12 protein-coding genes are annotated in these 13,683 nt (G+C 39.7%); 3 read left to right on the top strand and 9 right to left on the bottom strand.

The features are described from left to right. Positions 1–58 precede the first annotated feature (58 nt). The 3 genes from MKX65_RS06125 to MKX65_RS06115 form a co-directional block, all read right to left on the bottom strand. Complete coding sequence (locus MKX65_RS06125; RefSeq protein ID WP_160549185.1) at positions 59–1,051, bottom strand: ABC transporter substrate binding protein; 993 nt, start codon at positions 1,049–1,051, stop codon at positions 59–61. A gap of 178 nt (positions 1,052–1,229) precedes the next feature. Then, positions 1,230–2,006 (bottom strand): enoyl-CoA hydratase-related protein, encoded by a 777-nt coding sequence (locus MKX65_RS06120; RefSeq protein WP_445677908.1) that lies wholly within the window; start codon positions 2,004–2,006, stop codon positions 1,230–1,232. Positions 2,007–2,255: 249 nt separating this feature from the next. Continuing rightward, a complete protein-coding gene (locus tag MKX65_RS06115; protein WP_160549184.1) occupies positions 2,256–3,809 on the bottom strand; it encodes a long-chain-fatty-acid--CoA ligase in 1,554 nt (517 codons plus the stop codon). A 300-nt stretch (positions 3,810–4,109) separates the two neighbouring features. Here MKX65_RS06115 and MKX65_RS06110 point away from each other — a divergent pair, with 300 nt between their 5' ends. Beyond that, positions 4,110–5,024, top strand: coding sequence for a nuclease-related domain-containing protein (locus tag MKX65_RS06110; RefSeq protein ID WP_340902813.1), 915 nt, complete (start codon positions 4,110–4,112; stop codon positions 5,022–5,024). A 483-nt stretch (positions 5,025–5,507) separates the two neighbouring features. Beyond that, complete coding sequence (locus tag MKX65_RS06105) at positions 5,508–6,179, top strand: spore coat protein (protein ID WP_340902812.1); 672 nt, start codon at positions 5,508–5,510, stop codon at positions 6,177–6,179. A 76-nt stretch (positions 6,180–6,255) separates the two neighbouring features. Here the strand turns inward: MKX65_RS06105 and galE are convergent, their stop codons facing one another. The 3 genes from galE to MKX65_RS06090 are packed head-to-tail and all read right to left on the bottom strand — an operon-like array spanning position 6,256 to position 8,997. Then, positions 6,256–7,242: a UDP-glucose 4-epimerase GalE gene (gene galE / locus MKX65_RS06100; RefSeq protein WP_160549181.1), complete on the bottom strand. Its 987-nt coding sequence runs from the start codon at positions 7,240–7,242 to the stop codon at positions 6,256–6,258. Between the two features lie 18 nt (positions 7,243–7,260). Then, positions 7,261–8,250: a lipoate--protein ligase gene (locus MKX65_RS06095; RefSeq protein WP_160549180.1), complete on the bottom strand. Its 990-nt coding sequence runs from the start codon at positions 8,248–8,250 to the stop codon at positions 7,261–7,263. Positions 8,251–8,262: 12 nt separating this feature from the next. Then, a complete protein-coding gene (locus MKX65_RS06090; protein WP_160549179.1) occupies positions 8,263–8,997 on the bottom strand; it encodes an MBL fold metallo-hydrolase in 735 nt (244 codons plus the stop codon). A 159-nt stretch (positions 8,998–9,156) separates the two neighbouring features. Here MKX65_RS06090 and yhfH point away from each other — a divergent pair, with 159 nt between their 5' ends. Continuing rightward, positions 9,157–9,291 (top strand): protein YhfH, encoded by a 135-nt coding sequence (gene yhfH / locus MKX65_RS06085; RefSeq protein ID WP_160549178.1) that lies wholly within the window; start codon positions 9,157–9,159, stop codon positions 9,289–9,291. A gap of 48 nt (positions 9,292–9,339) precedes the next feature. Here yhfH and MKX65_RS06080 read toward each other — a convergent pair whose 3' ends face one another. The 3 genes from MKX65_RS06080 to hemY all read right to left on the bottom strand — a co-directional run bounded on the left by MKX65_RS06080 (position 9,340) and on the right by hemY (position 13,676). Further along, positions 9,340–11,496, bottom strand: coding sequence for a YhgE/Pip domain-containing protein (locus MKX65_RS06080; RefSeq protein WP_340902811.1), 2,157 nt, complete (start codon positions 11,494–11,496; stop codon positions 9,340–9,342). A gap of 72 nt (positions 11,497–11,568) precedes the next feature. Then, the gene (locus tag MKX65_RS06075) at positions 11,569–12,141 is read right to left on the bottom strand and encodes a TetR family transcriptional regulator (protein ID WP_160549176.1); all 573 of its coding nucleotides are present in this window, start codon (positions 12,139–12,141) and stop codon (positions 11,569–11,571) included. Positions 12,142–12,266: 125 nt separating this feature from the next. After that, positions 12,267–13,676 carry a protoporphyrinogen oxidase gene (hemY, locus tag MKX65_RS06070; RefSeq protein ID WP_340902810.1) on the bottom strand — a complete coding sequence of 470 codons (1,410 nt, stop codon included), beginning with the start codon at positions 13,674–13,676 and terminating at the stop codon, positions 12,267–12,269. Between the last annotated feature and the right edge of the window lie 7 nt (positions 13,677–13,683).

Genomic DNA, 13,683 nt, shown 5'->3' with positions numbered 1-13,683 from the left:
CTTTCTTAAATACGGAAGGGCTTCAAGGAATAAATCCAGAAGCCCAAACCAATATTCATTAGTCTACAAGTTCCGCAAGTTCTTTCCATTCGTCCTTTATTTCAATACCCATTTCCTTTGCAGCTGTTTGGTTGATTAATAGCTTTAGGTTTTGTGGATACTGAACAGGTAATTCTGATGCCTTCTTTTCACCTTTTAAGATTTGCGCAGCCATCGCTCCAGCTTCATAGCCGATATCACCGTAGTCAAAGCCAAATGCTGCAAAACCACCGCGTTTTACTGAATCTAGCTCTCCTACAAACAACGGTAAATCTTGGTCATTCGCTACTTGAATAACAGACTCTAAAGCAGAAACAACTGTGTTATCAGTAATGATATAGAACATATCAGCCTTACCGATTAATGATTCAGCTGCTTGCTTTACTTCAGAAGAAGTAGAAACCGTAGCTTCAGCAAGCTTCAAGTCTGTCCCTTCTAACGCTTCCTTAACAAGATCGATTTGGGCAACTGAATTTTGTTCACCTGAATTGTAAATAACTCCAACCGTACTACCACTAAAGTTCTCATTCATAAAATTAACCATATTCGGAATCGCGTCTGGATGTGTATCTGTGGTACCTGTAATATTATCTCCTGGCTGATCCATAGCCGTTACAAGACCAGCACCTACTGGATCAGTAACAGACGTAAACACAATTGGAATGTCCTTCGTTGCGTTTAATGCGCTCAATGCACTTGGTGTTGAGTTAGCAAAAATCAGGTCCACTTTATCACCAACAAAGTTGTTAGCAATCGATTGGTTATTATTTTGGTCACCTTGTGCAATTTGCACATCATATTCCACTTCAAGTCCTTGTTCTTCAAGCGCTTTTTGAAAGCCTTCAAGAGCCGCATCTAACGACGGATGCTCAACAATCTGAGTTACACCGACTTTAAGTGTCTTTACTTCTGAATCTCCGTTTGCATTATCCGTTTCTGAGCTGCCACAGCCACTTAAGAATAATGCTCCTGCAACCGATATGGCAGCGAGTGATTTCATTTTTCTTAGCATAATATTTCCCCCTCTTACTCTCTCTCTATCACTTTTTTACTTTTATGCTTTTATGCACTAAAATATCTACCTATTAATATATAAGGAGCCGTTCTTTTCTACAAGTCTTTTTTATAAATTTTCTAAATATTTATTATACTACAAAAGAGAACCAATCGATTCCGACTGGTCCTTTGATCTACTTTCCTTGAAAATTTGGTTTTCTCTTTTCACTAAAAGCTTGTAACGCTTCCTTGCGATCTTCGGTTGGTATCGTTACCTCATAAGCTTTCCTTTCAATCTTTAATGCCGTATTCAAATCTACACTCATCCCTTGACGAACGGCAAATTTCGCTTGCTGAAGGGCAATAGGTGCATTAGCAAGCATCTCATTAGCCAGGTTTAAGGATTCATTCATAAGGTCATGCGACTCAGTCACTTTGTTCACGAGCCCTAATTGTTCTGCCTGTTCAGCTGTTATTTTTCTAGCCGTTAAAATCAGCTCCAATGCTTTTGTTTCACCAATTAAACGTGGCAGACGCTGTGTACCACCTGCACCTGGTATAATTCCAAGACTCGTTTCGGTCAACCCCATCTTAGTGCCTTTTACCGCTAGGCGGAAATCACAAGCTAGAGCTAGCTCCATTCCTCCACCAAAGGCATATCCATTAATTGCTGCAATTGTTGGTTGAGGGAGCTCGCTTATTTCTGAAAACACTTCTCCGATTTTGTGTACATTTCTCATCACATCTTCTGGTGAGAGATGTTTCCGTTCCTTTAAATCGGCACCGACACTAAAGGCTTTCTCTCCTGATCCGGTGATTAGGACAGCACGCACATCACGGTCATGACGAATTTTTCGCACAATATCCTGAAGTTGCAGCAAGGATTCAAAATTGAAAGCATTCATAAGATCTGGACGATGCAAGGTAATAAAACCGATTAAGTCTTTTTTTTCATAAAGCATAAGGCTCACAGCTAACTCCTCCTTCAATCAAAGCTCTTTTCTTAAACTTTGTTGCTTTTTGGAACCTAATTTTAATAATTGTGCTAAATTTCAGCAGAAAATAGCATAAAATTAATAAGAAAAGAGCCTGCAAACTAAATTCTATAGGGCAAAATAGCTATTTCCACGTTAAAATCGGCTTTTAGATTTTAACAACAATCTTTGCGAAAACAGCCTCAATCAAAAAGCAGACATATTTCAGCCTGCTTTTTTCTAATCCTATGCTTGAATGATTTGTTGCTTTAACGCTCTTCGTAAAATTTTCCCGGTTGTATTCTTTGGAAGCTCTTCAAGAAAATCTACAGAACTAGGAATCTTGTATTTTGCCAAACGCTCACGGCAATAATCAAGAACATCCTCTTCTGTTAGCTCTGAATTCTTCGTAACAACATAGCTTTTTACCGTTTCTCCTTGTTCTGGATCAGGAACACCAAGCACTGCCACCTCGATTATATCTGGATGACTATAAAGCACTTCCTCTACTTCTCTCGGATACACATTGTAGCCACCGACAAGAATGAGGTCCTTTTTCCGGTCAACGATATAAAAATAACCTTCCTCATCCTTTCTAGCAAGATCACCGGTGTATAACCAGCCATTACGAATGGCCGCCTGTGTTTCCTCCGGCATTTTATAATACCCCTTCATCACATTCGGACCGGAAACGATAAGCTCCCCAACCTGCCCGATAGGAACTTCTTCTCCTAATTCATTCACAACCTTGTTTTCTACATGAACAATGGACTGACCAATCGAACCTGCCTTTCGCGGACGATCGAGCGGATTAAAGCAAGTAACTGGTGAAGCTTCCGAAAGTCCGTATCCCTCAGAAATAAGCACGTTGAACTTCCTCTCAAAGTTCTCGAGCAAGGAAACCGGCATCGAGGCACCACCGGAAATACATAATCGTAAGGATTGTAAGTCCTTTGGATCTCCTGCTTCGTATTGGTAAAGGAAGTTATACATAGTAGGTACTCCGGCAAAAACAGTCGGTTCATACTTTTTGGATAAGCGGAAAATTTCAGCAGGACTAAATTTTGGATCAATTAATATGGTTGCCCCACTCAATAAAGGTGCATTAAGCGCGACCGTTAAGCAAAACACATGAAACATGGGAAGAGTGGTAATGATACGGTCATCCTCATTCATTTTCAAATAATCGCCTGTATCTTTTGCATTGCTGTATAAATTTTTGTGAGTAAGCATGGCACCCTTTGGCTTTCCAGTTGTACCTGAAGTGTACAAAATCACTGCCACATCATCCTCATTAAGCTCTGGGCCCTGATAACTTAAGTCACCGGATGCAAGTATGCTTGTAAATGTATGTAGCTTATCTCCTACCGATAAGTTGCTATTATTGAGTCCTCGTTCCTTACCTTGAGGTGTATCACAAATGATATAATTCTCAACCTCAGGCAATAAATGATGCATTTTTTCTGCAAGTGGAAGTAATAGATCCAGTGCAACCACTGTTTTTACATCCCCATTTTTAATAATATAGCCAATTTCATCCGGAGTATAAATCGGATTAACCGGAATCACTGTTGCCCCTAATCTCAGTGCTCCGTACAAACTAACAACAAAATACGGTGAATTCCCCAATAGTAACGCAATATGATCCCCTTTTTTGACCCCAAGTGCCTCAAGCCCTGACGCAAACTTCGTAATGGCCCCATCTAATTCAGCATACGTACTAGCCTCATCATTAAAAAAATACGCTGTTTTTTGAGGCAATGCTTTCGCCGTCTCGTGTAACTGAGCAGATAAATTCATCGCTCCATCCCCTTTAGTTGGTTGTGTTGGTTTGTTCGTATGGTGGTCTTAGGTGTTGTGTTGTTGTGTTGTTGTGTTGTTGTGTTGTTGTGTGATTTGTTTGTGTGCTTTTTCGTTTGCTTTGTTCGTGAATTTTTTCAAACACTCACTATGAATGAGTATTCATTCATAAATGATGATAAACCCCTACTTCCATTATATTGGTTGGCAATTAGGCTTACAAGTGTAAACGCATACATTTATGAATTTTTAGACAAATCATTTAAGAAGATATACACTAAAAAGGAAAGGATGTGGAAGATGTTACTTAAATCCAGAAAAGAGTCGGAAAACCTTTTGTTATATCGCAGTTTATTTTTACGAATGAGCTTGTGTGAAAAGGATGTTTCTCATTACCAACGTCTTGAGAAGGGCTACGCTGGCGAATTGTTGTTTGATCAATATGTCAGTACATTGACAAATGAGTTTCTACTGTTAAATGACGTGCTGCTTGATTTTGGTAATAACCTTTTTCAAATGGATTCTCTAGCAATTTTTCAAGAATCCGTTTTGTTGTTTGAGATAAAAAATTTTGAAGGGGATTTTATTGTTAGAGGAGATCGTTGGTATACTTTATCAGATAAGGAAATTAAAAACCCTCTAGAACAGTTGCAAAGAAGTGAATCCTTACTACGACGATTTTTACAGGAACACGGCTGTATGCTTCCTATTGAACCATTTTTAGTATTTGTAAACCCTGAGTTCACCCTCTATCAAGCCCCCATGAAAACACCCATTATCTACCCTACCCAAATCCAGCGTTTACTAAGAACACTTTCCAACAAACCAAACAAAACTACTCATCTACATGAGAAAATGGCAAATAAACTCCTGACACATCATTTATCTACATCACCGATAATAAGAAAACCTGATTATTCTTATGAGATTCTACAAAAAGGAATTTATTGTTCCCACTGCTATACTTTCTTCAAAGAAGCTACAGAAACGTGGTTGGTCTGTTCATGCGGACCAATTGAAAGTATTGACGATGCAATCGTTAGAAGTGTTCATGAGTTTATGCTGCTGTTTCCGGATCGGTTGGTAACCACGAATGGTATTTATGAGTGGTGCGGGGGTGTGGTGAAGTCGAAGAAGACTGTGAGGCGGGTGTTGTCATCACACTTTGTATTAAAGGGGCATAGTAGGAAAGCACATTTTGTACTGAAAAGTTAAATTGTGAAAATATGACACCTTTGATTACCGCTCAGAGCCTTTTACTGTGCACATGGGAACCTAACTCACACTTTGGTTACCGCCACACGCTTTTTTTCGGACTCACGGGAACCTAACCCACACTTTGGTTACCGCCACACGCTTTTTTTCGGACTCACGGGAACCTAATCCACACTTTGGTTACCGCCACGCGCTTTTTTTCGGACTCATGGGAACCTAACCCACACTTTGGTTACCGCCACGCGCTTTTTTTCGGACTCACGGGAACCTACCCCACACTTTGGTTACCGCCACGCGCTTTTTTTTGGACTCACGGGAACCTAACCCACACTTTGGTTACCGCTACACTCTTTTTTCCCGACTCCTGGGAACCTAACTACCATTTTTCCCAAATTTTCACCTCGTATGCTCTCCCGCATCTTTCACCATAATAGACACGTACGGTATTTAGCTGTACAAATCCAAATGTGGGGGTTGAGGCGGATGATAACACAACAACAGCAAAACAACATGCAAACGGCTTCTACAAATAATATGATGGCTTCACCGAATATGGCGAGAACCGTGAATCACGGGGCGCATGAGATTCTTGATGTGCATGAGGTGATTTCGGGTACTCTTGGTACGATTGACCAGTATTTAATGTTCGAACAACAGATTAAGGATCCTGAGTTAAAGGATATTGTCGTTCGCCAACGTCAATTTATTACGGATCAATATAATGTGTTGGTCGAGTGTTTTAAAACTGGGCAAGACCCAAGTCACCCAACTTCTAGCTATATGATGAAGCAATCCAATGATGTTGTTTATGGTATGAAATCCTCCCAACCGACTAAACCGAAGCAGTCTGCAGCTGAAATTGACGATAAGTGTTTATCTTCGCTCATGCTTGGCTGCATGAAGTCATCTGCTCAAACGATGACGATGGCTGCTGGTGAAGCAACGAATCCGATTGTTCGTCGTGTGCTTCAGGATAGTATCCCTAACTATTTGGAAATGGCGTACGAAATTTTCTTATATCAAAACAAAAAGGAATTTTATCAAGTTCCTCAACTCAAAGAAGAAGACACACAACAGTTGCTTAATTCGTTCGCTACATCAGGTGGTTCCCAAGGTATCCAAGGTACTACACAAGGAATGCCAAATATGCAATGAATGCAGAGCAATCAGCAAAACCGCATCCTACAATAACACCAAAAGGGGCTCCATCCCATGGAGCCCCACCTACATCCTATTTTTCATAGCCACCAGGATTGTTCTGATGCCAATTCCATGCGGTTTCAATAATGGTTTCTAACTGATTATACTTTGGCTTCCAGCCTAATGTTTGCTGAGCTTTTTCAGATGATGCAATTAATACAGCTGGATCGCCCGCTCGACGTGGACTAACTACAGCTGGAATGTCATGCTTTGTAACTGTTCTTGCTGTTTCAATTACCTCTTTTACCGAAAAACCTCGGCCATTTCCAAGGTTGAACACATCACTTACTTCATTTTTACGCAAATATTCTAAAGCTAACCAGTGAGCGTTAGCAAGGTCCATAACATGAATATAATCGCGGATACATGTTCCGTCCTCAGTCGGATAATCATCCCCATAGATACCAATATGCTCTCTCTGTCCCAAGGCTACCTGCAAAATAATTGGAATTAAATGAGTTTCAGGTGTGTGGTCCTCACCAATTATTCCGTCCGGGTGGGCGCCAGCAGCATTAAAATAGCGCAGGGAAATCGACTTTAAGCCGTAAGCACCGTCACACCAACGGAACATTTTTTCCATAGCAAGCTTTGTTTCTCCATATGGATTCGTTGGAGATGTTTCTGACTCCTCTGAAATCGGAACCTCTTTGGGCTCTCCGTAGGTTGCTGCTGTTGATGAAAACACAATTTTCTTCACATTATGCTCCACCATAACAGAGACCAATGAGTGTGAAGAAATAAGATTATTTTCGTAATACATGAGCGGCTTCTCTACACTTTCTCCTACAAGAGAACTCGCCGCAAAATGAATCACCGCTTCAATCGAATGCTTTGAAAACACTTCCCTTAATGCTTCCGAATTGCGTAGGTCTACTTGATAGAAAGATGCTCCCTTTGCCGCTGGGAGATGACCGGTTTGTAAATTGTCTACAACCACGACTTCTTCTCCATGATTCAAAAGCTCTACCACTGTGTGGCTACCAATATAGCCGGCTCCACCTGTTACTAAAATTGCCATCCTTAATCCCCCAACAAGTTAATATATTAGTTGTAAAAAATCTTCTTTTGTCACGTTACCAAAATAATGTTTAATATTTACATCGTCCAACGCTAATTGTATCACAGCTTTATCGTAACGAATTCCCGTTAGTTTTTCTTCTATATCGGCGACATCTCCAACTCCAAAGAAATCACCATAAATTTTGCAGCTTTCAACAACCCCTTTATTCACTTCCAATCGCACATCAATATGACCCACCGGGAAACGGTGCGAATGCTGGAGGTTAAACTTAGGGGACTTCCCGTAATTCCAATCCCATTTTTGATAGCGTTCTTTGGAAAGCTCGTGAATATTCTTCCAATCTTCCTCTGTTAACACGTACTCATTAACATTCTCTGTACCACCAAAGATTTTCTCAAGTAGCAGGGAACGAAACTCTTCAATAGTAACCTTTTCTGTTAAGAACTCCGAAATATTGGCGACTCTGCTTCGAATCGATTTGATTCCTTTGGACTCAATTTTATCCTTACGAACCTTTAATGCTGAAACAACATGGTCAATTTCTGAATCAAACATAAGCGTTCCATGACTAAACATTCGTCCCTTAGTGGAAAACTGTGCATTCCCAGAAATTTTCCTACCCTCAACCAAAATATCGTTTCTGCCACTTAATTCTGCCTGTACCCCTAGCTCACGCAAAGCTTCAACGACCGGGTCCGTAAACTTTTTAAAATTATGAAAGCTTTCTCCATCGTCCTTAGTAATAAAGCTAAAATTTAAATTTCCTAAGTCATGGTAAACCGCTCCACCACCTGAAAGCCTACGAACTACATGAATCTCGTTTTCCTCTACATAGTCCGTATTTATTTCTTCAATCGTATTTTGATTTTTACCAATGATAATAGAAGGTTCATTTATGTAGAAAAGTAGATATGTTTCATCTATGTTTAAATTTTTCAGGCAATATTCTTCAATTGCTAAATTTATTCTTGGATCGGTAATCCCTTTATTATCAATAAATATCATGCTTCTCTCTCCTTAAATTTCAATCACTTGTCCAGTGTAGGCCAAGCCTGTTGGACCATTATAATGTTGCTTTGCTTCGTCCACTAACTGCTGTAGTTCTCCATAGTGAGGAAGATGCGTCAACACAAGCTGCTTAACATTTGCTCTAGCCGCAAGCTTTCCAGCATCAAAGCTGTTCATATGTCCGGCTCCACTGCCGTCCTGATTAGCATAGAAGTTACATTCGCACAAAAGAACGTCGGCTCCTTCACTAAAAGAAACAAAATCCTCAATGAACGAAGTATCTGCTGTGTAAACTAAAGCTTTTCCATCAACCTCAAATCTCATCGCATAACAAGGAACCGGATGCTTGGTTAATAAAAATTGAATAGTGAATGGACCTACTTTCAATTCAGCATTCGGATCATAAGCAATCCCTTTTGTGATCGTTTTGTACGTTAACTTAGAAAATTCATGGGCATCACCATCATGTGCATAAATCGGTAATGTATTCATCTGACTCCCTAAAAACCCTTGAATCAATCGAGCATGCTGCAAGGCACCAATATCAGCAATATGGTCGGCATGATAATGAGATAAAACCACTGCATCCAATTCTTCAGGCTGATAATAATTTTGTAACTTGGACAAAACCGCACTTCCACAATCAATCAATAATTTAAAACCGTTATGTTCTAACACATATCCTGTGCTTGCTTCATTTGCTTTAGGATAACCACCCCAAAAACCTATTGTTGTGAGCTTCATTGAACGAATCCCTCCGCTTTTATTATATCTATCGTTTATTATAGCTTTTTTATTTATTTATGAAAAATAGGTAAAACAACGATTGACACATCTAAACTGTTATAATACAATTTAATTAATAATTAATCTGTTTCGAACACCATAATAGGGGGAACTTATATGTTTGAGAGCATTGTTGAATTTTTCAGAAACTTACCACCGAAGGAATGTGTACAATGTGGGAATAAAATTGATGAACAACATGAATGCTATGGCAATAAGTGCGAGCATTGCATGGATGTAACAAACATATAGATTCATAGTTTACAATAAAGGCCCCAGTCAGCTGACTGGGGCTATTTTTTATTCTGCCATGACACGAAATTGATTCTTATGCATTTTTGAAAAATAAAGAATGGTCCCCACCGCACAAACAACAGCGAACGATAATAGGATATATGCGTTATGCCACATGAATGAATAATCTCCACTTGAAATAACCGCTTTAAATCCTTGAACCGAATAGGTCATTGGCAATAATGAATTAAACGGCTGTAATGCGCTTGGTATAAGCTCTAATGGAAAAGTTCCTGCACTTGTTGTTAATTGCAAAATAAGAACGATAATGGCGACAAAACGACCTGGATCTCCAAGCGTTGTGACCAATAATTGAATTAATGCCACAAACGTGATACTAGTAATGATCGTAAAGAGATAGAAGTAAAATGTACTTTCCACCTGTAAACCCAGACCTAGTAGTAACACGGTCGCTGCTACAATCCCCTGTAATACCCCAACTACACCAATAATAGAAAATTTGCTGATGAACCAGTTCATTCCACTCTTAGGAATAGATGCTGGCTCTTTTAAAGGAAACACAATGGATAATAGTAAAGCACCTACGAACAATCCTAAGGACAGGAAGTATGGAGCAAACCCTGTACCGTAGTTTGATACCTCATTCACTTTTTTTTCCTTCACTTCGACTGGCTGTGCCATCATATCAAATGTTTTATCCGTCGCCTCAACGCTAGACGCCTTGTCTGCCCCCTCAGCTAACTTTGTTGATAGTTCATTGCTCCCGTCTAATAGCTTATTATTTCCATCGACAATTTTATTGCTACCTTCTTCTAACAGACTGGCACTTGACGCAATGGTTTTAGATGCGTCCGATAGCTCTGTAACCCCGGACACTAACACATTTGTACCCTCGCTAATTTTTTTGGCACCATTTGATGCTAGAGTAAGCTTTTGTTGAAACAATTCCATGCCAGACTCAAACGTTGTTTGGCCCGCAGAAAGTTCTGAAGATCCTGCTACTAAAGCATTCGTACCTTCTTCTAACTGATTTAATCCACCTTGAAGCTCTTTTTGTCCGGCTAGTAAAGATTCCATGCCGTTTTCAAGATTGCTTGCACCTGCGGACAAAAGAGCCGATTTTTCTGCTAGAATTTGAGTGTTGGAATCTAAAGAGGCAAGTGTTTGTTCAAGTACTGCTCTCTCCGGTCCTTCAGGCATTTGTGCAATCACCGCTTGTAAGGATTGAGTGAGCGCCTTTACGCCACCATTAACCGCCTCAGCACCCTTTTGCCATTCAGCAAGTGAGGTTTCAAGTGTTGCCACCCCTTCCATTAACTCACTTGTTCCACTGATTAACGCCGGAACTTTACCATTCACCGTTTCTATCCCTGTGTTTACATCCGTCATTCCTTGATGCAAACTGCCTAATCCTGATTGAATTGTCTTTGAGGCTGTAACAAGCTCGTTTTGACCACTTCTTAATTGTCCTAAACCTGCTGATAAATCGGACGCACCTCTATTGAGGGCAATTGTCCCGTTTGTAGCACTTGCCATTCCTTCTGAAAACTTTTCTGTCCCATTTGAAAATTGGGTCAGCTTTTCATGAAAGTTTGAAGTTCCTGCCAAAAGATCAGCTGTTCCAGTGCTTAAATCATTCGCACCATCACTTGCTTTTGTCATTCCATCCGCAAGTTCTTCTACTTTGTCAAACATACTTTCTGCATACGTTTCTGTTACTTTTGCAGAAAGAGAAGCTTTAATCTTTTCAATAGCTGTGCCACCAATTTGTGCAGCTAAAAAGTTATAGCCTTCATTTGGTATAAAGTTAAGTGCTAGCTTTTCTGGATTTTCATCTAAAAGTGTCGTCGCATTTTCAGAAAAATTATCTGGTATCTCGACGATCATATAATATTTTTGGTTTTCTAGGTCATCGTTTGCCACAGTACGATCCACAAATTCAAAATGAAAATCTTGACTTTCTTTTAACTTGGCGACTAAGTCATCACCTAGATGAAGTTCTTTTCCTTCATAAGTTGCACCATCATCTTCATTTACAATCGCTACTGGAAGATCCTTTAGGTGATCATACGGATCCCAAAATGCCCATAAAAACATCCCACTATATAAGATAGGTATAAAAAGTACGGCGATCAGTGGAATCAATAGTTTCCGATTTCGAAACACCGCTGCGATTTCTTCTTTTAGAAGATTATTTTTCAATTGTTATTCTCCCCTTTATATTCAAATTGACTGAAATGTTCATTTGGTCATTTTATAACAAAAAAGAAGGGCTTATTTGGCTAAACCCTTAAATATATATTGTTCGAATAGCTTGGCTATCTCGTCTTTTTCAAGTGGTGGATTATTTTTTTCCCAATCGAATATTAAAGCAATATACAGTTTCAGCATAACAAACGCCGTTAACTTTGGGTCACAGGATTGTATGCTTCCAGTTTCAATGGCTTTGGCTACTCGTTCTTCAATATTTCGCAATATATTATTTTCCATTCGATTAATCACATCTACTACAGCAGGTGTACCAATTTCTCTTGCTTCCTGAAAAAGCTTAATGGAAAGCTGGTGGCTCATCCGAAATTCGAGGATTTGATACAGTGCCTGATGCAGCTTTTCATGGAAAGGCAAATCGCCTAAAAATGCCTCATCTGCTGTTATTTTTAGCTCCTTTATTAAGCTAGAAATAATCTCATCAAACAATTCTTCCTTATTTTTAAAAAAGGTATAGATGGTTCCTTTACCAACATTTGCAATTTTGGCAACTTGGTCTATGGTGGTAGCTTTATAACCAAACTGTGAAAAAGACTTTGTCGCAGCCTCAACAATGAGCTTTTTTCGATCAATCCCCATATCTTCACCTCAATAATTGACCAAATGAACAAAACGGTCATTTTGTATAATCAGTAATCTATCACCTTATATTGTTTGTGTCAATAGTGAAAAAGAGACTCTTAGTAAAGAGTCCCTTAAAAAATTTATTGAAGAAATTGTAATACCTTTTTTACTGCTGCCTCACCTTGATCAATACAATCAGGGATTCCTAAGCCTTCAAAAGAAGCTCCTGCTAAAAATACACCCGGCAATTCTTGAGCAACGTGCTCATTGACCGTTTGAATTCTTTGTTTATGTCCAACAGTGTATTGTGGCATGGAGTCCTTCCACCTTGAAACAACAACAAAATTAGGATCCATCGTAATATTCATAGTCTTATTCAAATCTTCCAGAACAATTCTACTTAGTTCATCATCAGATAAATCTACAATCGCCTCATCACCAGGACGGCCCACATAACAACGAAGCAGAACACTACCTTCAGGGCATGAATGCGGCCATTTTTTATGTGTCCACGTACAGGCAGTTATCGAATAATCGCTATTTCGAGACACGACAAACCCGGTCCCATTGATATCCTTTTCTACCGCTTCTTTTGGAAAAGCCAATGCAACCGTCGCCACTGAAGTAGATGGCATATGTTCAAAAGGATCGAAGAAATCGTACTGCTGAAACATCGCATGTGTCACATGATGTGGGACAGCAGAGACAATAGCATCTGCTGTAAGTTTTTCTCCATTGTTTAACTCAAGCTTGTATCCTTTGTCCATCTTTTTTATTCGATCCACACGGATTCCCTTCAACACCGATCCAGTCTCAAGTTTTGCTTCAATTCCGTCCACTAAAGACTGCAACCCGGAAGTAAGTGTTAAGAAAATACCTTTACTCTTTGTTTCAGGCGATTTTTTTGGAGCTTGGGGTGTTGATTTTTTCATTCCAAGAACTAGACTGCCATATTTTTGTTCTACCTGATAAAACTGGGGAAAGGTTGCCATTAGGCTCATTTGGTCAATATCCCCTGCGTAGATACCCGAAAGAAGTGGCTCAATTAAGTTTTCAACCACTTCATCTCCTAGTCTTCTTCTAAAGAAGGTACCTAAAGATTGATCCTCAACTGGATTTGACTTTGGTAAAACAAAATCAGCAGCGGCTCTTAACTTTCCTTGAATAGAAAATAGTCCAGTCGTAACAAATGGGGCCAGTTGTGTTGGGATACCCATAACAGAACCACCTGGCATTGGATGCAGCCTTTCTTGAACCAATACATACGATTTCCCAGCTGTATTGTTCACAAGCTTTGACTCCATTCCTGCTTCCTTTACAAGACGTGTCGCACTTTGCTTTCTTTCTAGGTAGGAATCTGGACCTCTTTCAATGACAAAACCGTCACGAACCATAGTCTGTATTTTTCCACCTAGACGATGCGATGCTTCAACAAGGCATACGTCAATCGGTAAGCCCTTTTCACGAGCTTCCTTTTGTAAGTAGTAAGCAGCTGTTATACCTGTTATGCCTCCCCCAATGATGACAACCTTCTTTTTTTCTTGCAACACGGTTAAT

The organism is Robertmurraya sp. FSL R5-0851 (genome assembly GCF_038002965.1).
Classification (GTDB): Bacteria; Bacillota; Bacilli; order Bacillales; family Cytobacillaceae; genus Robertmurraya_A; species Robertmurraya_A beringensis.
This window is presented reverse-complemented; position numbering and strand designations above follow the sequence as displayed.